The 20,360-nt window shown below is 35.8% G+C and carries 20 protein-coding genes; 15 read left to right on the top strand and 5 right to left on the bottom strand.

The window, feature by feature from the left end:
* Positions 1 to 12: 12 nt before the first annotated feature.
* Complete coding sequence (locus HF969_RS07045) at positions 13 to 336, bottom strand: hypothetical protein (RefSeq protein ID WP_180363671.1); 324 nt, start codon at positions 334 to 336, stop codon at positions 13 to 15.
* A 133-nt stretch (positions 337 to 469) separates the two neighbouring features.
* On the opposite strand from HF969_RS07045, the gene HF969_RS07040 reads away from it, so the two are divergent.
* From HF969_RS07040 to map, 7 genes are all read left to right on the top strand, one after another.
* A complete protein-coding gene (locus tag HF969_RS07040) occupies positions 470 to 2,173 on the top strand; it encodes a M3 family oligoendopeptidase (RefSeq protein WP_090290031.1) in 1,704 nt (567 codons plus the stop codon).
* 24 nt (positions 2,174 to 2,197) lie between these two features.
* Positions 2,198 to 3,208 carry a Gfo/Idh/MocA family protein gene (locus HF969_RS07035; RefSeq protein ID WP_090290032.1) on the top strand — a complete coding sequence of 337 codons (1,011 nt, stop codon included), beginning with the start codon at positions 2,198 to 2,200 and terminating at the stop codon, positions 3,206 to 3,208.
* A 61-nt stretch (positions 3,209 to 3,269) separates the two neighbouring features.
* Positions 3,270 to 4,535, top strand: a complete 1,266-nt coding sequence (locus HF969_RS07030) for a DEAD/DEAH box helicase (protein WP_090290033.1) — start codon at positions 3,270 to 3,272, stop codon at positions 4,533 to 4,535.
* Positions 4,536 to 4,637: 102 nt separating this feature from the next.
* Positions 4,638 to 5,789: a glycosyltransferase family 4 protein gene (locus HF969_RS07025; protein ID WP_090290034.1), complete on the top strand. Its 1,152-nt coding sequence runs from the start codon at positions 4,638 to 4,640 to the stop codon at positions 5,787 to 5,789.
* A gap of 116 nt (positions 5,790 to 5,905) precedes the next feature.
* The gene (locus tag HF969_RS07020) at positions 5,906 to 6,145 is read left to right on the top strand and encodes a GlsB/YeaQ/YmgE family stress response membrane protein (protein ID WP_090290035.1); all 240 of its coding nucleotides are present in this window, start codon (positions 5,906 to 5,908) and stop codon (positions 6,143 to 6,145) included.
* Between the two features lie 88 nt (positions 6,146 to 6,233).
* Positions 6,234 to 7,025 (top strand): acyl-ACP thioesterase domain-containing protein, encoded by a 792-nt coding sequence (locus HF969_RS07015; RefSeq protein ID WP_090290036.1) that lies wholly within the window; start codon positions 6,234 to 6,236, stop codon positions 7,023 to 7,025.
* A gap of 45 nt (positions 7,026 to 7,070) precedes the next feature.
* Positions 7,071 to 7,829, top strand: coding sequence for a type I methionyl aminopeptidase (gene map, locus HF969_RS07010; RefSeq protein ID WP_090290037.1), 759 nt, complete (start codon positions 7,071 to 7,073; stop codon positions 7,827 to 7,829).
* A gap of 78 nt (positions 7,830 to 7,907) precedes the next feature.
* Here map and HF969_RS07005 read toward each other — a convergent pair whose 3' ends face one another.
* The 4 genes from HF969_RS07005 to HF969_RS06990 are packed head-to-tail and all read right to left on the bottom strand — an operon-like array spanning position 7,908 to position 11,035.
* Positions 7,908 to 9,026 carry a glycosyltransferase family 4 protein gene (locus HF969_RS07005; RefSeq protein WP_425591398.1) on the bottom strand — a complete coding sequence of 373 codons (1,119 nt, stop codon included), beginning with the start codon at positions 9,024 to 9,026 and terminating at the stop codon, positions 7,908 to 7,910.
* 5 nt (positions 9,027 to 9,031) lie between these two features.
* Positions 9,032 to 9,304 carry a hypothetical protein gene (locus tag HF969_RS07000; RefSeq protein WP_090290039.1) on the bottom strand — a complete coding sequence of 91 codons (273 nt, stop codon included), beginning with the start codon at positions 9,302 to 9,304 and terminating at the stop codon, positions 9,032 to 9,034.
* 24 nt (positions 9,305 to 9,328) lie between these two features.
* Entirely contained in the window at positions 9,329 to 10,570 is a 1,242-nt protein-coding gene (locus tag HF969_RS06995; RefSeq protein ID WP_090290040.1) for an aminopeptidase, read from the bottom strand.
* 15 nt (positions 10,571 to 10,585) lie between these two features.
* On the bottom strand, positions 10,586 to 11,035 hold the full coding sequence (locus tag HF969_RS06990; protein WP_090290041.1) for a flavodoxin: 450 nt from the start codon (positions 11,033 to 11,035) through the stop codon (positions 10,586 to 10,588).
* Positions 11,036 to 11,229: 194 nt separating this feature from the next.
* Between HF969_RS06990 and galE the strand changes: the two genes are divergently transcribed.
* The 8 genes from galE to HF969_RS06950 are packed head-to-tail and all read left to right on the top strand — an operon-like array spanning position 11,230 to position 20,299.
* Positions 11,230 to 12,240 (top strand): UDP-glucose 4-epimerase GalE, encoded by a 1,011-nt coding sequence (gene galE, locus HF969_RS06985; protein ID WP_090290042.1) that lies wholly within the window; start codon positions 11,230 to 11,232, stop codon positions 12,238 to 12,240.
* Between the two features lie 24 nt (positions 12,241 to 12,264).
* Positions 12,265 to 13,092, top strand: coding sequence for a hypothetical protein (locus tag HF969_RS06980; RefSeq protein ID WP_090290043.1), 828 nt, complete (start codon positions 12,265 to 12,267; stop codon positions 13,090 to 13,092).
* Positions 13,093 to 13,143: 51 nt separating this feature from the next.
* Positions 13,144 to 14,322 carry a glycosyltransferase gene (locus HF969_RS06975; RefSeq protein ID WP_090290044.1) on the top strand — a complete coding sequence of 393 codons (1,179 nt, stop codon included), beginning with the start codon at positions 13,144 to 13,146 and terminating at the stop codon, positions 14,320 to 14,322.
* 3 nt (positions 14,323 to 14,325) lie between these two features.
* Positions 14,326 to 15,738, top strand: a complete 1,413-nt coding sequence (locus HF969_RS06970; RefSeq protein ID WP_090290045.1) for a lipopolysaccharide biosynthesis protein — start codon at positions 14,326 to 14,328, stop codon at positions 15,736 to 15,738.
* A 35-nt stretch (positions 15,739 to 15,773) separates the two neighbouring features.
* Positions 15,774 to 17,075, top strand: a complete 1,302-nt coding sequence (locus tag HF969_RS06965; protein ID WP_090290046.1) for an O-antigen ligase family protein — start codon at positions 15,774 to 15,776, stop codon at positions 17,073 to 17,075.
* Positions 17,072 to 18,139, top strand: coding sequence for a hypothetical protein (locus HF969_RS06960; protein ID WP_090290047.1), 1,068 nt, complete (start codon positions 17,072 to 17,074; stop codon positions 18,137 to 18,139). Before HF969_RS06965 ends, HF969_RS06960 begins: the two co-directional genes overlap by 4 nt.
* 14 nt (positions 18,140 to 18,153) lie before the next feature.
* Positions 18,154 to 18,918, top strand: coding sequence for a glycosyltransferase family 2 protein (locus HF969_RS06955; protein WP_090290048.1), 765 nt, complete (start codon positions 18,154 to 18,156; stop codon positions 18,916 to 18,918).
* Positions 18,919 to 18,976: 58 nt separating this feature from the next.
* Positions 18,977 to 20,299, top strand: coding sequence for a nucleotide sugar dehydrogenase (locus tag HF969_RS06950; RefSeq protein ID WP_090290049.1), 1,323 nt, complete (start codon positions 18,977 to 18,979; stop codon positions 20,297 to 20,299).
* Positions 20,300 to 20,360 lie beyond the last annotated feature (61 nt).

The following is a 20,360-nucleotide window of genomic DNA, read 5'->3' as shown; positions in this document are numbered from 1 at the left end:
TTGTCCTCCTTTCTATAGATTTTTGTGAGGCGGAAGTTGTTTAATAATTTTTTCATAGGAGCGAGGCATTCTTTTTTCAATGAGATATTTTTCGGTAATAAACTGATTTTTAGCATTAAAGTGGCCATAAATTAGAATGTAGTCGCCAATTATGACTTCAAACATAAATGTTAGTGCTTTTCGAGCGATTAGGGCAGTAAATTCTTTGCCAATTAGGTTTGTTGGATTAAGAGGATGGTCAATCAATTTTAATTTAAATAAGACCAATGTGGGATCACTGGCCTTGATTATTTTTTGGTAAGAAACTTGCCCCTTATACTGAAATTTTTCAGACATCGATATGCTCCTTTAAATTCACTTACTTCTAGTATAGCAAAACGTGTCAAGGAAGTTTAATTTTAAATCGTTTCCAGTAAAAAGTAGCTGTGGTATAATAATAATAATGATGATTAACAAAGGGAGTGTAAAAATGAAATTCAATGATTTCGAGTACAAACGTCCAGATATGGGTGAACTAAGAACAAAATTTAAAACACACATCACAGAAATAAAAGAAGCTCAATCTGCGGATGAAGCAATTGCTGCTGTAAAAGCAATTCAGGACCTACAAAGAGATATTGAAACGAATTCGACGTTAACTTCAATCCGTCATTCAGTTGACACCCGCGATAAGTTTTATTCAGATGAGACCGATTTTTGGGATGAAAATTCACCACTAATTAGTGAGTGGGAAAGTGAGTACTACCGTGCCGTACTCGATTCTAATTACCGTAAAGAATTAGAAGAAGTTTTACCCCATACCTTCTTTAAACTGGCAGAGAATCATTTGAAAATTTTTTCAAGTGAAATTATTCCTCTTTTACAAAAGGAAAATCGTTTAGTTTCAGAATATGGTAAGTTAAAAGCTTCTGCCGAGATTGAATACAAGGGAGAAATCTATAACCTTTCATCAATTGGGGCTTTCACACAAGATAAAGATCGTAAGGTACGTAAAGAAACTTCTGAATTAATCACTGATTGGTATCTTGAGCGCCAGGATGAATTTGACCGAATTTATGACCAGTTAGTTAAAACGCGTCATGAGATTGCTACGACACTCGGTTTCAAAGACTTTGTTGAAGTAGGTTATGCCCGGATGGCACGCTTAGATTACGACCGCAAGGATGTCGAAGTTTATCGTCAAGAAGTTCAAAAACACGTTGTTCCTTTAGCAGAGAAACTTTTTGAACGTCAACGTGAGCGTCTAGGCTTGGATAAGTTAGCTTTCTATGACTTAGGTCTAACATTCCCAACTGGTAACGCTAAGCCAGAGGGAAGTCCTGAAGAAATAGTTGCTAAAGGTGTTGAAATGTATCATGAACTATCACCAGAAACAGGTGAATTCATTGATTTGCTCATCGATCACGATGTGCTCGATTTAGAATCAAAACCAGGTAAAGATACAGGTGGCTATTGTACTTACCTTCCAAATTATAAGACACCTTATATTTTTGCCAACTTTAATGGAACTTCTCATGACGTTGAAGTTTTGACTCATGAGGCAGGACATGCATTCCAAGTATACAATTCGAGATGGATTCAAACGCCTGAAGCTGTATGGCCTACTTTAGAATCCTGTGAAATCCATTCAATGTCGATGGAGTTTTTAACATGGCCATGGATGAAAAACTTTTTCGGTGATAGCATTGAAAAATTTAAATATCAGCATTTAGCTGGTGCTGTTCAATTTATTCCATATGGCGTATGTGTGGATCATTTCCAACATGAAGTATACGAAAATCCAAACATGACACCAGAAGAACGCCGTCAAGCATGGAGAAAGTTAGAAAAAATATATACTCCTTGGATTGATTATCAAGGCAATGAGTTTTATGAAAATGGTGGTTGGTGGTTTAAACAATTGCATATTTTCACAATGCCTTTCTATTATATTGATTATACTCTTGCCCAAGTATGTGCTTTCCAATTCTGGAAACGCAGTCAAGTAGATCATGATCCAAAAGCTTGGGAAGATTATTTAAATATTTGTAAAGTTGGTGGAACTCAGACATTCACTGAGATCATTGCAACAGGAAACCTGAAGTCTCCATTTGAAAAAGGTAATCTTGCGGATACATTGGCCAGTATTGAAGCCTATTTAGATCAAGTTGATGAAGCAACTCTAAGAAAATAGTTTTATCCTAAAGGAGAGTTTCAGATGTTGAACTATGCGACGATTGGTAGCTCGTGGATTACTGAACAAATGATTAATGCGGCTCAGTTGACACAGCGTTACCATCTTAAAGCAGTATACTCAAGATATATTGACACTGCGAAGCAATTTGCTCAAAAATTTGAAGCAGATTATTATACTAATGAGTTAAACAATATCCTATTCGATCCGGATATCGATCTAATTTATATCGCTAGCCCTAATTCTTTACACTTTCAGCAAGCTATCCAAGCAGTAAAAGCCAAAAAGCATGTTATTGTTGAAAAGCCAATGGTCTCGTCATCTGCTCAATGGCATGAGTTGTACTCACAGGCTGATGAAGTAGGTGTTTACGTTTTTGAAGCTGCAATGCATTACCATAGTCGAAATTATAGTCGATTACGTCCTTTGATTCAGCATAAAATGAATGATCTAGAATTACCCTTTTTTGGAGCAAATTTTAATATGGGGCAATATTCTTCAAGATATGAAACTTACTTAGAATCTAAAGAAAAAGGTTGGCAAGTTCCTAATGTTTTTAATGCTGATTTTCATGGAGGTTCTTTGATGGATTTAGGAGTATATCCTTTGTATATTGCCTTAGATCTATTCGGCCTTCCTGAATCCGTGCATTATCATGCGATCGATGATGGACGCCAAATCGATCTTTATGGCAATGTTCTTTTGAAGTATCCACAGACTCAAGTTTCTATTTTTGTTTCAAAAGCTGTTCATTCCGTGATGCCTAGTGAAATTTATGTTGGCGATGAGACCTTCCTTATTGATGATATATCACGCTTGACAAAAGTGAGTTTAATAAATAAAGAAGGTAAAAAAGCTCAAATCATTGATTATTTGCCTGCCAATCCTATGTTTGATGAATTATTAACTTTTGCGGACATGGTTGTGCAAGAGAAAACAATTCATCAGGAAATTCGCTATGAGAACTGGAGACAGTTATCTTTACAAGTTGTTCAAGTACTTGAGTTATTGCGTCAGTCCGCAAAACTATACTAAGATCCTCGAACGGTTAGAAGTCTTTGACTTTTAGCCGTTCTTTCATGAAAAAGGAGTTTGTATGAAAGAATTATTTAATCCTCAACTTAAAAAGTATTGGAATGAAAAGAAGTTTTCAGAAGCAACACCTATTCAAAAACAGGTCTATCCTTTCTTTAAAAATAAAGAATCAGTGGTTGCCATTTCGCCGACAGGAACGGGGAAAACATTAGCGTACTTACTTCCTACGCTTGAAAGGCTTGAACCTAATCATCGATTACAAGCGATTATTTTTGCTCCTACGCAAGAATTAGCACAACAAATATTCTTAGTAGCTGATGAGTGGAGTCAATTGGTTGGAATTACTTGTATGAGTATAGTAGGAGGAGCGAATGTAAAACGACAAATTGAAAAGTTGAAGAACAAACCAGAGTTAATTGTAGCTACGCCAGGTCGATTTAATGAATTATTAAAACAAACATCTAAGTTGAAAGTCCATACTGTTGAATGGCTAGTATATGATGAAGCAGACTACTTATTTTCAAAAGGAGAACAGCAAATAACTGATATCAATCTGATTGAGAAACGTTTAATGAAAGATATTCAGCGGTATTTCTTCTCTGCAACGAAAAGTGAAGATTTTCTAAATTATCTTACTGAAAAAAGCTATGAAATTGAAAAGCTTGAAGTTTCGATGGCTTCAGCCAATCTTAAAACAGACCATATAGTAATGGAAGTTAATAATCGTCAGAAGACAGAGACTTTGAAACGCCTAGCTCAAATAGAGAGTATGCAAGCAATTGTTTTCTTTGATCAAATCAGTGATTTAGAAAGGGCAGCTGCAAAGTTAATTTTTGAGCGATTGCCAGTTTCGGTTCTACATAGTCAGTTGTCTAATCAGGAAAGACAAATAGCTTTAGAGCAGTTTCGGCAACAAAAATCTGTCTACTTATTAACAACTGACCTAGCTTCAAGAGGCCTGGATATAGAAGATGTGCCTTATGTCATTCATTATAATGCTGCTGATAATGTACGCATTTATTTTCACCGTTCTGGACGAACTGGACGAATGAACAAAGAAGGATGTGTTATATCCATAGTTAATCAACAAGAAGGGTTCAATCTAAGGAATATGCTCAAAGATAGTAAAATTCTATTAGAAGAACGAGTACTATATAACCGGCAATTATTAAGCGAAAAACCAGCTGAAGAAGATAAGAAACACGAAATCAAGAAAAAACCTAAAAAAAGACCGCAGGCACAAAAGAGCAAATTAACAATAAAAACCAAAAAGAAAAAGCGCAAACGAAACACTAAAAACATCGGCAAACCACGCAAGAAAGATTAATAGCAAGCTTTACCTAAACTTTACAATAAATTTATAGTATCTTTTTAACCTTACGTTATAATGATTAAGAAGCATATAACAAAAAGGTAAAGGAGTAGTGACATGAGAATTTTAATAGCAACAGAAACCTTTGTGCCAGCTACGGATGGAATTTGTACACGCCTGGCAAATATGACAACTTCTATGAAAAAATTGGGACATGAAGTGGTTGTCGTTTCGCCCGATCTTGGTATTGAAGAGTATCAAGGTGTCAAAGTGATACCAATGGATTCTTTTTCCTTTCCTTTATATAAATCACGACCTTGGGGATTGCCGTCACGAAAAATGAAAAGGATTATTGAAGACTTTAATCCGGATATTGTACATGCAGTCAATCCTTTTTTTATGGTAACTTCTGCTGTAAAATATGCCAAGCGGTTAGAAATCCCTTTGCTAACTTCTTACCATACACATATACCAGATTATCTTGATCACTATAATTTACCATTGTTAAAACCAATTCTTTGGGATTATATTCGTTTTTGGCATCAAGATGCTGATTTGAATATAACGGTTTCAGAAAGTCTCCAAACAGAATTAATAGATCAGGGAATAGCTACTGAAGGAGTCTTGCCGCGAGGCATTGACCTCAACAAACGTCATCCTAAGTTCTTTGATCAAGAGCTCTATGAAAAGTGGACTTTTGGTCTAAAAGATCAAAAATTGCTAGTCTATGTCGGTCGATTGGCTGCCGAGAAAGACTTAGATCATTTACTACCTATTTTTGCTAATCGCGATGATGTATGTTTAACAATTGTAGGAGATGGTCCAGAAAAGCAACGTTTGACAGAATTGTTTGACGGAACTAAAACGACATTTACTGGTTTCCTAGATGGAGAAGCTTTATCTAAGGCTTATGCTACAGGAGATGCTTTTATTTTCCCGTCAATTTCAGAGACTTTTGGTTTGGTTATTTCAGAATCAATGGCTTCAGGTGTACCAGTTATAGCTGCTGAAAATGGCCCAACTTTAGAGCAGATCGAACCTAATCAATCAGGGATGATTTATCAATCAGGTAATATTGAATCAATGATTGAAGCTTTAAAAATTTTAGATAACCCTTTAAAATTAAAGGAGTTGGGTCTGAAAGCAAGAAGAGAAGCAGAAAAATATTCTTGGGAAAATGCTACAAGAAAGTTATTGGATTATTATGAAGAAACGATTCATCTGAATGCACAAAAATTATCGCATTTCAATAAATTAGTTAATCTGTAGAAGACAAATTAAATAAAATTGAAGATTAATTCATAGCAAATAAGCATAATGCTAGCACAATAAGCTTTCTTATTATATACTTTATTTATAAACTACTTGAGAAAGAAGGAATAAAAATGATTATGACTTTAATCGTTGGAGGAATTATCGGATGGTTAGCAGGTATGATTTTAGGTAAAGACATTCCTGGTGGTATCATTGGAAATATCGTTGCAGGTATCATCGGTTCATGGGTGGGTGGACAATTTTTCTCTGATTTTGGACCTAAGGTTTCTGATATCGCTATTTTCCCAGCCTTAATCGGAGCCATTATATTGATTGCTATTGTATCTTTTGTATTAAAGAAAACTAAATAAATAGACTAGCTTACTATTTAGGCGGGTTCGTAGAACCTGCCTCTTTTTAATTTAAAGAAGCAATTTACATAACGAGGGAGGGATCTCTATGTCAGGCAATGCGACTTCCTTTACTAAAGCATTTGAAATAGATGCGGATTGGTTCATTGACCCAGATCATCAGCAGAATAACTTTACCAAATTATTAGAGGCGGTTTTAGAAACCTCAGTAAAACATGATCACGCTATTCACTTTGATTCAACAGTTCCTTTTTTGAATCAAGATGAAAGTTGGGTGATTACGCAAAATATAAGTATGATTAATCAATTGCCTCATTACGGTGATGACATAGAAGTGACGACTAAAATTATCCAAGCAAATCGTTTCTTTTTGGAACGATGGTTTGAGGTTCGAACTAGGAATGTGCTGTTATTAGAATGTCAAATTCAATTTGCCATTATTAACTTAATAACTAGAAAAATGGGGCGTATTGATCACAAAAGGATGGAAGAACTAGGCCTGATTGACTCGCAACAAAATGTATTAAAATCTAAATTATTACTCTCGAAAGAATTCAACTTTTGGAAAAAGAAAAATCAAGTAATTTTAGCAGAGGATATTGATTTTAATAATCATGTGAATAATCTCGTGTATATAAATTGGGCCATTAACAGTCTGCCTCAATGGGTGAATGATCATTATCATATTAAACAACTAAAAATCAAATATGGACACGAGCTTCTTAGTGATCAACAAGTCAGGATTCTTTCATACTCAGATAACGCATTAGACTCTTATCATGCTAAGGATCAAATCACAACCTATCAGGCAATCTACAATGAGAGTCAAAATCAAGAAGCAGCACGAATCGAAATACAGTGGCTGAAAACAGAGACATAATGCGTTATAATATGCTAGAGAATGAAAATAGAAAGAAGGCAAAAAATGATTACACTTAAATCTGAAAGAGAAATTCAGACTATGAAAGATTCAGGAAAAATTCTTTCTGATATTCATGTTGCTTTACGTGATTTTATTAAAGAAGGTATCACTACTAAACAAATTGATCAATTTGTTCAAGAAAGGATTGAAGCTGCAGATGCAGTGGCTGCGCAAATAGGGTACGAGGGTTATCAGTTTGCAACTTGTACTAGTGTTAATGATGAAATTTGTCACGGTTTTCCATCTAATAGAGTTTTAAAAGAGGGTGATATTGTCAAAGTGGACTTTTGTGTCGATTTAAACGGGGCAATTTCTGATTCTTGCTGGTGTTACGCAATTGGAGAGATTATTCCAGAGCATGAACGATTAATGGAAGTTACGAAAGAAGCCTTGTACCGAGGTATTGAACAAGCTAAGGTGGGGAATCGAATAGGCGATATTGGACATGCAATTCAAACTTTTGTTGAAGGAGAGGGTTTTGGAGTTGTTCGTGATTTCATCGGTCACGGTATTGGACCAACCATTCACGAAGAACCGCCTATTCCCCATTATGGCTTGAAAGGCAAGGGACTCCGTCTAAAAGAAGGGATGACTCTTACGATAGAACCTATGGTGACAACTGGTGACTGGAAGATGAAAATGGATGCTAATGGATGGACAGCTAGAACACGTGATGGAGGTTTCTGTGCCCAGTACGAACACTCGTTAGCTATTGGCCCTGAGGGCCCGATTATATTAACAAAACAAGAAAATGAAATTTAATTTAGATCAAAATAAAAATGACAAGACTTCTTTCATTGAGAGAGCTTGTCATTTCTATTTGATCTTATTTTTACTTTGTTACATGTGATTAATAATATTCTGATAAAGTTCATCATACTTTCTGACGATTTCATCCCATTTAAAAAAGCGAATGCCTTCTAAGGCATTAGTTGATAATTGCTCATAATGATCTAGGATGTATAGAACAGCTTGGTCAAAAGCTGATTGATCGAAACGATTAACGGAGACTCCCACATGATAATTATCAAAAAAAGAATCAAAACCTTCGTTTTCAGTATAGATAACTGGTAATCCTTGACTCATTGCTTCAGGATAAACTAGGCCAAATGTTTCGGGGAAGGAAAGCAAAGCGAAAAGATCCATTCTACGGTATAGCCGAATCATCTCTTCTTTGCTTAAAGAGCCATGATAGGTGACAGACTCCATCGTAAGTAACTGATCAAGTATCTTTTTATCCCAATTGGGTCCGGCAATGTGGAGTTCAACTGGTTGATAGGTGTTCGAAAAACTTTCGACCATCTTTGCTAATTCAATAAAGCGTTTCCCTGCAGAGACCTTACCAGCTGTTACAATTCGGATTGGACGATGGAAAGTAGGTTTTTTTTCTTTAAAACTGTGAGTATGCCAATAATCATCTATTCCATTCGCAATCACTTGAGTTTTTGCTTTAAGTTGACTGAGGTCCTTCGCTGGGATAAAACGATCAAAAACCTGTTGATAAGAATTTTGAGAGATAAAGATAATTTGCTGGGCATCACGCATGATATTCAAACCTATTTTCCGCATCCAGGGCATTTTTTCGAAAAAAGTATGGAGATCAGCATTGCGTATTGCAACTATATAAGGAATCTGATGGTGAAGAAAAATTTGTCTAGCTAACCAACCATTTGAAAAAAGGGAATGAGCATGAACGAGATCAAATTTGTTTAATTGATAGGAGGTCTTTAAATCTTGCCATATTTTATGATGTTTAATCGGAAAGATCCATCGCATCCATTGATCATGGTTTCTTGATAATTTAAGATAATTACCACTAGCTGCGACTCTTTCTTCGGGATATTGGTAAGCAATAGGGACATAAACTTCGAGTTCATGTCCCTGTTTTACTTGACGATCATAGACTTGTCTAAATAAGCCAGAGGTTGAGAAATATGAATTAATATGTAGTAATTTCACCATAACTACTCTTGACTTCCTTCTATGAGTGCTTCAAGCGACGTAATACGTTTTTCTAAATCTTCAACCTTTCGATTCATTGCAGCTTGACTACCTTCATATTCTTTAGTAGTAGGGATTGAGAAAGCTTTTACGGATAGATAAACAAGCAAGAAGAAAATGATTACACCAATAATCAATAGTGGCCAACCCGTACGGTCAACGCGACGATCAATTTCTTCAATATGCTTATTGATTTCTTCTTCAAAATTTGAATTAAAATTTGAAGGGGTTGCCATCTTTATTACCTCCCTCTTGGTTAATTAGAATGCCCATTCACCTTTACGGAAAATTGGGGTAACAGTTCCATCTGCTGCAATACCGTCAATATTCATCTCTGCGTTTCCAACCATAAAATCAACATGGACATTTGAACGGTTTAGTCCCACTTCTTCTAATTCTTCTTGGCTCATTTTTGCACCATTTTTAACAGAAGTAGCATAAGCTTGGCCTAAGGCAATATGATTCGAAGCATTTTCATCAAATAAAGTATTGTAAAAAATGATTCCTGATTGTGAGATCGGTGATTTATGCGCAACAAGGGCCACTTCACCTAATGCGTCAGATCCATCATTTTCTTTAACTAATTGACGGAGTGTTTCTTCTCCTTCTTTGGCATTCACCTCAGTTACCTTACCGTCTTTAAAAGTGAATTTCATGCCATCAATTACAGTTCCGCCATATGCTAAGGGTTTAGAAGAGGAGATATAACCTTCGGCCCTTCTAGCATCTGGTGCAGTAAAGACTTCTTCTGTAGGCATATTAGCAATAAAGACTTCCCCTTTTTCGTTAAGTGAACCAGCACTTTCCCAGACATGATTTTTTGGTAAGCCAACAGTAAAATCGGTTCCCGGACCCGTATAATGCAACTGATCGAATTGTTGTTCATTTAAGAAACGAGCTTTTTCACTTAAACGGTCCTCATGTTCATCCCAAGCCTTAATAGGATCGTCTTCATAAATGCGTGTTGTTTTAAAGATTTGATCCCATAAAGCATCGACTTGTTCTTGCGAAGTTTCTAAATCAGGGAAGACAAGTGCAGCCCATTCTTTACCAGCTCCTGCAACAACTAACCAAGAAACAAGGTTGGATTGAGTAGCAATGCGAACATCTTTCATAGCATGTGAAGAAGCACGGTTAGCTGCATTTATTTTTGCGGGGTCAATTCCTTTGAGCACGTTTGGATCACTCGAGCGAAGCGAAATACGTTTTGCTCTTTTTTCAACATAGTAGTTACCTTCATCAATTTTGTATTGAGGAATATCTGTAAGTGTCTCTTCAGTCTGGTGGGTAAAATGAAGACGGGTTAAAGCATCATCAGCCCAGTTCACTTTAACAAATTTAGCACCGGCTTGATAAGCAGCTTCAGTGACTAAGCGTACTAAAGGTGCTTGATCAAGATCGGCAAAAATTAGAATATAGTCGTCCTTGTTTACGCCAATACCCTTGTTAACAATTAAATTTGCATATTTTTTCAATAGCTGATCGAAATTTTTTAAAGTCATAGTAAACCTCTTCCTTTATTGATTTAATTTTTCAGCAATACCATCTGCTAATGCTTGAAGACGCTCAATGTCTTCTCCTTCAGCATTTAAATTAATTTTGCATGATGCTCCCCCAGGGTGAGCACCCGTTTTTAAAAATTGTTTTTCAAAGTGATCAACAGCTCCACAGAAAATTTCATAGTAAGTATCGCCTGATCCAAAAACACCGAACACTTTATCTGATAGGTCGAGTTCACCTAGATCGTCATAAAAATCAAGCATTTCATCAGGTAGCACCCCATCGACTCCATAGGTATAGGAACCAATAAGAACGGCATCATATTCTAAAAAATCTTCCGCGTCAGCTTGCATGACTTCTACCACATCGGTGGTGATATCATGTGTTTCAAGGCGCTCAGCAACTATATCCGCCATTTCTTCAGTATTTCCTGTGAGACTTGCAAAAACGATTAATGCCTCTGCCATTATATTCCCCCTTAAGGTAAAGTTGTTAAACCTTGTATTATTATATCAAATTTTATGACATTTGTGGAATTCAATTATCAATAGTTAAAATTATCTAAAAGAGGTAAATTTAGGAAGAAAATATGAAGATTGAATTTCCCGAGTTCTAATATGCTATAATTAGTCAAAGGAATTCAAGACGAGGAGAGTAGGATATGACAGTTTTAGTTACAGGTGGAGCGGGATATATTGGTAGTCATACGGTTATTGAATTATTAAATGATAATCAAGAAGTTATCGTTGTAGATAATTTTTCCAACTCTAAGCCTGAGGTTTTGAATCGTATTCAGATGATTACAGGAAAGCAATTAATATTTTATGAGAAAAACATTGAAGATCGTATGGCAATGGATAAAATTTTTAAACAACATGCCATTGATATAGTGATTCATTTTGCTGGATATAAGGCAGTTGGAGAATCCGTAACACAGCCTTTAAAATACTATCACAATAACCTTAGTGGAACGATCGTCTTGCTGGAAGTTATGCAGGAGAACCAAGTTAAAAATATCATTTTTTCTTCATCAGCTACGGTTTATGGAGAAACTAATCGAGTACCATTTAAGGAAACAATGACGACCGGAGAAGCAAGTAATCCTTATGGTTACACAAAGTTAGTATTAGAAAAGATTTTACAGGATTTATCGCAATCAGACCCCGATTGGTCTGTGACGCTTTTGCGTTACTTTAACCCTCTAGGAGCTCATGAATCGGGATTGATTGGAGAAGATCCGCAAGGTATTCCTAATAATTTAATGCCTTATCTTACACAGGTTGCGATTGGCAAGCGACCAAAGCTACTAGTTTTTGGTAAGGATTATCCAACTCATGATGGAACGGGTGTTCGTGATTATATTCATGTGGTAGAACTGGCTCAAGGTCATCAAAAAGCAATTAAACATAATTTAGAACATCAAGGAGTAGCAATTTTTAATTTAGGAACAGGTCATGGTTACTCGGTCTTAGACATCATAAAGACTTTTGAAAAAGCTAATCAAGTAACGATTCCTTATGAAATAATCGATCGTCGACCTGGGGATATTGCAATTGCTTATGCTGATCCTAGCAAGGCCAATGAGGAGTTGGATTGGGAGGCATTTAAAGATCTGTATACCATGTGTCAAGATTCCTGGCATTGGCAGAAAAAGAATCCAGATGGGTTCTAAGAATGAATTGAATGGAGGAAGCAAATGTTTCCAACTCAGAAAACAGACAAACGTCCTTTTTTCTCAAAAAGACTTTTGGTCTTTTTTCTTGTTATGATTTTTTTAGTTTTTTCGAGTTCACTCTTTTTCAGTTATTTAAATGATCTAAAAGTGTCTTTTCAAAACACTTTCGTTCAAGACCCAATCGAGTGGCAGTATTATCCTATTGGTCAAGAGTTGTTAGATAATAGAAGCATTCCATTTGATGATTTGGCAAAGGAACGTATTGAGCTCATGGTTTTAAGTTATAATTATAGTCAAGCTGGGCGAATCGGTGAGAAAAGTATTAAGGAAATAACTTTATATTTATGGGATTTTAATCGAGAAAAAGTCACTCAAGTTAATATCGATCCTCAATTAAATCTGAGTAACCCAACCGAGAAAGCTTCATCTAGTATCAATGATTTTGGATTGAAACATGGAGATTTAGCCTTAGTTGAACAGTTGGTTAAAAAAGTGGGGCTTCCAATCGATTTTTTAATTATTTTAGATTTAGATTCTTTAGAAGATACCGCAAAAAATTATTCGAGTGGTGTGTTATTTAGTAAAACTTCTAACAAGGAATTTAGCTCCAGAGATATTAGTCAAAAATTGGGCCATAATCTAATGGATTATCACCATTTCTTGAAAATAGCTAAAGAATTGAATGAAATAGATTGTCGAGTAAAAAGCAATATTGACTTTGAGCATTTTTTAAAAATGACTTTTTACTATAATCTCCAAAAATGGCAAGAGTTCGAAGTGATAGACTTATCCAGTAATTTGACTATAGCAGAGCGTGAAAAGGTGATCGCTTCCTTAAAAAGCAGCTAATATAAACAATTTCCAAATGGTGATACACTTAAACTAAGAAGGAGGACACTTATGTCTGAAATTAGAATTTTGCATATTATGTCTTCTTTTGGTGGAGGCATTTCAACCTTTATTTATAATTTGGCTAAAGGAGCTAAGCATCAGCAAATGATTTTCGATGTAGCTACTTATAGCCGAGTACCCGCTGATTTTCAAAAGGCAATTGAAGCAACAGGGGGTAGAATTTATCAACTGGATAATCCTAAAAAAACTTCTTGGTCTGCTTTTAAACATAGTTACGCTCAAGCTTTTCACGATAATAGCTATCAGGCAGTTTATTGCCATATTTCAGGTTATCGTGCCCTAATCTACTATCTCTTAGCAAACAGATTACAAGAAGGGGATCGTTTTGATTTTTATATCCATGCCCATTATCGCTATCTTGATAACGATTCCTCTCTTAGGCATAAATTGTCACGCTTAATTGATCCTGTTATTAATAAGTGTTTATCGCGTCTTCCAATCGGGTGTTCACGTTCTTCAGTAGAAGAGCTTTTTAATTTAAAGCCCGATGCATCTTTTGTGGTCATACCAAACAGTATCGAGCCAAATGATTTCTTCTTTGATTGGGAAGATAAAAAGGCAGCTCATAATTTTTGGCTTAGCACATTTAATAAAAGGAGTGATAATAGTCTCTTGATCGGTCAGATTGGTCGTTTAACAGCAGTTAAGAATCATTCTTTCACTTTCGATATAGTGAGCTATAGTAAAACTCAAACTCAACAACTGCTTTTAGTGATTGCTGGTGATGGGGCAGATCGTGATAGTTTAGAAGCTCAAGTCCACCAAAAAGAGATTGAGCGTCAGGTCTTTTTTGCAGGCCGGATAAGTCCAATCAGAGAGTTGCTAGTAGGTATTGACTTATTAATTATGCCATCACTGTCTGAAGGGTTTGGAACCATTGCTATTGAAGCTCAAGCTGCAGGAGTGCCCGTAGTTGCAAGTGATCAGATACCTCAAGAGGTGGATTTGGGCTTTGGTTTAATTCAATTCGTCTCTCTTGATAGTGATCCTGAATTCTGGTATCAAAGTATTATTAACTTCTATCACCAAGCGAAGAATAAGATTCCTAACCAACAAGAACGCTTGAAAGAGATTCAAGCGAAATCTTTCACTAATGATGCAGCTGCAGAACTCTATCGCCAAGTATTAGTGCATCAAGTGAATCACTTTCAAATAGATTCGAGGTAGTTTATGAAACATTTCATGAAAAGATTAACGGGTTTTTCCTTAGGGCCGATTATTGGGGCTTTAATTTCACTGATTCAGATTCGAATTTTGACTCAGTTGTTAGTGGCCGATCAATACGGTGTCTCAGGATTATATCGTAATTTAATATTAAATATCCCTAACTTTCTTTATATTGGATTAGATCAAGCTTTTTCTCGTGAATTCCATCAAGCTTCCTCAAAAAAACATCTTTTTCAACAAGCAATTATAATTCCTATCGGAATGGGACTCTTTTTATCTCTCATAATGCTTATTTTTAATCTTCCTATAGCCACTTGGTTATTTGGTGATACTAGTGCAGGGTATATAGTGATTTGGAGTGCGCTATTACTGATTTCCATGATTATCGAACGCTTCGTACTTATTTCGATTCGTATGCAAGAGAAAGCTAAAGAGTATTCAGGCTTTACAATTTTATTGAAAAGCCTAATTTTTGTTACTTCCTTAGCAATGATTGCCATAGGTGTTCGAGATTATCGCGTGGTTGTTTTTGGAATGATTTTTGGCCAGTTAATAGGAGATGGATTGCTTTTCTATCGTTACAGAAACTTATTGCACTGGAAAGACTTTAATTTGGACCGTGTTCTAGTCAGGAAACTATTAGCATTTGGATTTCCGCTAATGGTAGCTATGTCGATTAATTCGGTCCTCAACACGATTGATAGTTTGATGTTAAGATCTTTTTCTACTAAGGATGAATTAGGTTATTATGCTGCAGGGATTGCCATCGTTAACATGATAGGTATTCTAAAAACAGCCTTCGCGACTTTCTGGGTCCCAACAGCTTATCGGTGGCACGATGAAGGCAAGGAAATGAAGCATTATAAATTTATATCAGATGCGGTTTTATTTATTCTAACGGCGATCTTCTTTGGTATTCTGGTCTTTCGACCAATAATCATGATGATTTTAGGAGAAAATTATCATCCCGTCCAATATATTCTTGGTTTGCTCTGTTTTCCACATATTATGTATACTCTTTCTGAGACAACGACTCTTGGTATTGTCTTCTCACGTAAGACTTACTTTAATACTTTAGTTTCTTTACTCGCTTTAGTACCTAGTTTTATTTTAAATCTCTGGTTAACTCCCAGATGGGGCGCTATAGGAGCAGCTACTGCTTCATGCGGAGCCTATATTATGTTTTATTTAGCTAGAACATACTTTTCAAGTCGAACAGGTTTTTATTTCAGCCAATCTAAACATCTTTTATCAATTGGTCTGATGCTTACCGCAGCTTATATCAATACAAATGATACGAGCTATCGTTTACTAATAACTTTGAGTTTAGCAGTGATGTGTCTTTTGGTCCAAATACCTACTATTAAAGATGCCTATCAAATATGGTTACATCCTGAGGAATGGGACTTTAATTAGTTAAGATTAATAAATCAGCAAGAAAGGAGTGACCCATGTTTTTATATTGTTTATTCTTAGTTATGAGTGTTTTTTTAGGTTCGCAGATTTTAGCCATTGAAACACCTATTGCACAAATCACTCTTTATCGCATACTTGCCCTATCCTCCATTCTTATTCTTGCTTGGCAAGTCTCGCATAAGGATCGGAATCTTCTTCTTGTAGTGCCTTCAGTAGCAACACGCATGCTTATATGCTTTTTAACCTGGTGGCTGATTGCTTTAACGACAGGTCTCTGGGCAGAAAGTTTTAAAGATTGGATCCAAGTTTTCTTCTTAATGACAGTCGGTATGTCTACAATAACTGCGCTTTATTTTTGGGTGGATTCTAAACGGCAATGGATGCGATTAGCTCAGGCTATGTGGTTTATGATGACTTGCTTAGTATTTTGGGGGCTCTTCGAAATTATCAGTAATGTGTATTTGTTTGCTGACTTAAGTAAATTAGATAAGTATGGAACTTTTTCAGCTCAGCCGTGGACTAGAATTCCAATCACTTTTTTTGCTAATCAAAATGATTATGCTACCCTTCTTTTAGCTTACCTGGTTCTATGCTCGGTGTTGTATTATTCGAGTCGTCGTCATTGGCATAGATGGACTATTTTATTTATGTTCATATTATCCTCATTCTTGATTTATCAAAGCGGTTCACGGATGTCTTTGATTTGTTTGTTTATCTTTATATTGATGCATTTTCTTCGTTACTATAAGTTCGATCTATTTGAAGGAAAAAGGCTATATCTAATGATATTTGTAGTTATTATGGCTTTCATTATTCCACCTGTACGTGAAAAGGTTTTTGAAGTAATCTATTTTGGTGGACCGAAAGCAGGACTATCTGGTGATACAAAACGAATGAACATCTGGCGAAATGGACTTATATATTTGACACAAACATTCGGTTTAGGGGTAGGGTCAGGTAATATTGAATACTGGGCAAAGGTGAGACCTTTTTGGCCGACGAATGAAATAACGAATATGCATAATTGGTGGCTCGAAATTCTAGTTTCAAATGGTATCCTATCTTTCCTGTTATATCTTTGGGCATATTTAGGGATGCTGAGACGGTTAAAATTTTTAGCTAGGCTAGGTCAAAAAGTTTCCCGAATACAAAGCGATATTTCCTTTGCTTTCTATAGTTTTCTAATTATTTTCATACTAGCAAGTATTACTAGCGCAAACAATATGTTGATAGAATGGCACTGGGTCTTCTTTGCTTTAATGATAAGCTGGGTTAAAATTGTAGATAAAGATGCACTGAGGCAAGATGATGAGATCAAAAGGAGATTAACGATATGAGTTTAGCTACTATATTTAATGAGTTTTACCGCTTTATTATTAATAATTTAAGAAGAATTATCTTTGGATCTGTAATTATTTCTCTTTTAGTAGTAGGGGGAAGATATGTTGTAAATCGCATAATTAATAGTGATACCATAGAGTCGTATAATTATTTAGCCCATGCATATCAGCAAGAACCTGCTTCTTTTCAAGTGATTGTAACGATGGAAGATGGGAGTTTGTTTTCAACAGCAGCTGTATTTGATGATTATTTTGCTACACCAGCTATCGTTGAACAAATTGAAAAACAGACTGGAGTGAAGTTTGGAAAATGGCTTCAAGCAGAACATGATCTCGAGATGTATAAAACAAACACTTTCCGGGGTGGATTAGCAGGAATTAGAGATGCTGCTTCAAACGTGATCACCTTAAGATTTTTGGTTGGTCAAAACGCTGAAGAAAATTTAAAAATCGCCCAAGCCTATGCTAATTTACTAAAAAACAATAAGTTGCCTTTTCTTGACAAGAATACAGTCACAATTATTCGCTCACCTGAGATCGGAGAAATGATACCGATTGACTTAGTTGAAGATGTTCCAAGTAAAGAGACCTTAACTCCTTTTCAAACAAAAGAAGCTAAAGGAAGTATTATTTATGGAATACTCGGTCTCTTCATAGGAGCTATGCTCTCAATTGTGTGGAGTATGATCCTTCATTATCGTAAACATAAAATTGGTTATGCATTTGACTATACATGGTCAATTAACGATCTTCATTTTATTTTTGATCGACAAGACAGTAAAGTAACGCTTGATAAGTTGATTCAAACACCCAGTAAAAATGATCGTGTAATTCTCAGACAGCAAAAACATCAAGAACCTCATGTTCAAGAATTGATTTCAGCCGATGGAAGTAAATATGGATTGCAAACCGCTAGTTTGGCTAATCTTGACTCTGATCATTTGCCAAATGAGATTGTAATCATTTTAGATGCCAATCTTACCGATAAAGATTGGTATAATGAACAGCGGCAGTTAGCAGAACTTTATCAAGCAAGAATTAAAATTATTCAATTGATTTAAGGAGAAGTGTTGAGATGAAAATAGAAAGAGAAGATATGGTCTCAATAATAACCCCTGTTTATAATGCTGAAAGATTTCTAAAAGAGACAATGATGAGTGTGTTTTCACAAACGTATTCTAATTGGGAGTGGCTATTAGTTGATGATCTTTCTTCTGATTCTAGTGCGCAAATTATTGAGCAATTTGCTAAGGAGGATCATAGAATTCAGTGGGTTCAGTTACCAGAAAATTCAGGTGCCGCAATCGCGAGAAATAAAGCAATCGACATGGCGAGAGGTAAATACCTGGCCTTCATTGACAGTGATGATGTATGGGAGGCTAACAAACTAGAAGTTCAGCTAGCTTTTATGCAAAAAGAAGGCCACGCCTTTACCTACACAAATTTTTCATTGATTGATGAAAAGGGAGAGACCGTTAAAGGGTCTGTTGAGTTGCCGCAAAGTTTAGATTATAGAGGGCTCTTGAAGAATACGGCAATCGCTTGCTCAACGGTTATGATCGATCGTGAAAAGACGGGTGATTTTAGAATGCCTTTAGTTCGTAAAGGGCAGGATACTGCCACCTGGTTGATGTTGATGCGTGAGCGAAAGGTTCGTGCTTATGCTTTAAATAAAGTTTTGAATCATTATCGGCAAGTTTCGGGATCTATTTCTTCAAATAAGTTTTCAGCATTGAAGCGAACATGGCATACCTATCGACAATTAGAAAAACTACCCTTCCATGAATGTCTTTATTATTATTTGCATTATGTTTTTCAAGCGATAAAAAGACGGTTATAATTTTTTTGCAAGACACTGTAAGACTAAGTGAAATTTTACGAATGTTAGGAGATAAAAAATGAATATTTATCAAAATTTATTAGATGGCAAAACAAAATTAGCGGTTGTAGGGTTAGGATATGTTGGAATGCCAATTGCTATTGAGTTTGCTAAGCACGTAGAAACAATAGGGTATGATAATAATGTCAATAAGATTGAACAATATCTTCAAGGCGTCGACCCTACACTTGAAGTAGGTGATGAAGCTGTTAAAAATACAACATTGACTTTTACATACGATCAAAAAAAGTTGCAAGAAGCAAATTTTATCATTGTTGCTGTTCCTACACCAATAAATCAAGATAAAACACCTAATTTAGATCCCGTTATTTCTGCTACTCGAACCGTTGGAAAAAATATGTCCAAAGGAACTCTTGTAGCTTATGAATCGACCGTCTATCCTGGAGTTACTGAAGAACTTTGTATTGCGGAGCTAGAAGAAAGTTCAGGTTTAGTTCATGGTGTTGATTTTTGGGTAGGCTACTCTCCTGAAAGAATTAATCCTGGCGATAAAGTCCATACTTTATCCAAAATCAGAAAAATTGTTTCAGCTACCACCCCAGAAGCTTTAGAAACCATGGCTCAAGTATACGAATTGGTTATAGAAGCAGGCGTACATCGTGCTCCAAGCATTAAGGTAGCTGAAGCAGCAAAAGTGGTTGAGAATAGCCAGAGAGATATTAATATTGCCTTTATGAATGAGCTTGCGTTAGTTTTTGATCGAATGGAAATTGATTCTCAAGATGTAATCGATGCTATGAACACTAAATGGAATGCTTTAGGTTTCTCGCCAGGTTTAGTAGGCGGGCATTGTATCGGTGTTGATCCTTATTATTTTGTTTATGAAGCAGAAAATTTGGGTTATCACAGTCAAATCATTCTTTCTGGCCGTCAAATAAATGATCAAATGGGAGAATTTATTGGGGATAAGTTAATTAAATTAATGGTAAAAGCAGGTAAGAAGGTAACGGATGCTCAGATTGTCATTTTAGGACTTACTTTTAAAGAACATACCCCCGATACCCGAAACTCCAAAGTAGCAGATATTATTAATTATTTACGAGCTTTTAATATTGAGCCTCTTGTTGTTGATCCTTGGGCTGACCCAAGAGATGCAAAAGCAGAATATGATGTGGATTTAACTGATTTAGGTCAAGTTCAGGACGCTGATGCGGTAATTTTTGCAGTAGCTCATGAGGAGTTCAAACAGTTAAATAATGCCAAAATAGAAAGTCTATTTAATCCTGCTTTACCGACTAAAGAAAGAGTTTTAATGGATGTTAAGAGTATTGTCGATGCTACTTATTTCAAAGAAGCAGGTTATACTTTCTGGCGCTTATAGTTTTAATTAATAGAAAATAAAAAGCTTCTCAAGAATTTCTGTCAAATTATGATAGTTATTC

The organism is Facklamia miroungae (genome assembly GCF_012396555.1).
Classification (GTDB): domain Bacteria; phylum Bacillota; class Bacilli; order Lactobacillales; family Aerococcaceae; genus Facklamia; species Facklamia miroungae.
The sequence above is the reverse complement of the archived record's forward strand: the minus strand, read 5'-3'. Positions and strand labels throughout refer to the sequence as shown.

Excerpts from the sequence above, each read along its gene's own strand:
- HF969_RS07045 (WP_180363671.1), bottom strand. The coding sequence starts at position 336 with ATGTCTGAAAAATTTCAGTATAAGGGGCAAGTTTCTTACCAAAAAATA.
- HF969_RS07040 (WP_090290031.1), top strand. The coding sequence starts at position 470 with ATGAAATTCAATGATTTCGAGTACAAACGTCCAGATATGGGTGAACTA.
- HF969_RS07035 (WP_090290032.1), top strand. The coding sequence starts at position 2,198 with ATGTTGAACTATGCGACGATTGGTAGCTCGTGGATTACTGAACAAATG.
- HF969_RS07030 (WP_090290033.1), top strand. The coding sequence starts at position 3,270 with ATGAAAGAATTATTTAATCCTCAACTTAAAAAGTATTGGAATGAAAAG.
- HF969_RS07025 (WP_090290034.1), top strand. The coding sequence starts at position 4,638 with ATGAGAATTTTAATAGCAACAGAAACCTTTGTGCCAGCTACGGATGGA.
- HF969_RS07020 (WP_090290035.1), top strand. The coding sequence starts at position 5,906 with ATGATTATGACTTTAATCGTTGGAGGAATTATCGGATGGTTAGCAGGT.
- HF969_RS07015 (WP_090290036.1), top strand. The coding sequence starts at position 6,234 with ATGTCAGGCAATGCGACTTCCTTTACTAAAGCATTTGAAATAGATGCG.
- map (WP_090290037.1), top strand. The coding sequence starts at position 7,071 with ATGATTACACTTAAATCTGAAAGAGAAATTCAGACTATGAAAGATTCA.
- HF969_RS07000 (WP_090290039.1), bottom strand. The coding sequence starts at position 9,304 with ATGGCAACCCCTTCAAATTTTAATTCAAATTTTGAAGAAGAAATCAAT.
- HF969_RS06995 (WP_090290040.1), bottom strand. The coding sequence starts at position 10,570 with ATGACTTTAAAAAATTTCGATCAGCTATTGAAAAAATATGCAAATTTA.
- HF969_RS06990 (WP_090290041.1), bottom strand. The coding sequence starts at position 11,035 with ATGGCAGAGGCATTAATCGTTTTTGCAAGTCTCACAGGAAATACTGAA.
- galE (WP_090290042.1), top strand. The coding sequence starts at position 11,230 with ATGACAGTTTTAGTTACAGGTGGAGCGGGATATATTGGTAGTCATACG.
- HF969_RS06980 (WP_090290043.1), top strand. The coding sequence starts at position 12,265 with ATGTTTCCAACTCAGAAAACAGACAAACGTCCTTTTTTCTCAAAAAGA.
- HF969_RS06975 (WP_090290044.1), top strand. The coding sequence starts at position 13,144 with ATGTCTGAAATTAGAATTTTGCATATTATGTCTTCTTTTGGTGGAGGC.
- HF969_RS06970 (WP_090290045.1), top strand. The coding sequence starts at position 14,326 with ATGAAACATTTCATGAAAAGATTAACGGGTTTTTCCTTAGGGCCGATT.
- HF969_RS06965 (WP_090290046.1), top strand. The coding sequence starts at position 15,774 with ATGTTTTTATATTGTTTATTCTTAGTTATGAGTGTTTTTTTAGGTTCG.
- HF969_RS06960 (WP_090290047.1), top strand. The coding sequence starts at position 17,072 with ATGAGTTTAGCTACTATATTTAATGAGTTTTACCGCTTTATTATTAAT.
- HF969_RS06955 (WP_090290048.1), top strand. The coding sequence starts at position 18,154 with ATGAAAATAGAAAGAGAAGATATGGTCTCAATAATAACCCCTGTTTAT.
- HF969_RS06950 (WP_090290049.1), top strand. The coding sequence starts at position 18,977 with ATGAATATTTATCAAAATTTATTAGATGGCAAAACAAAATTAGCGGTT.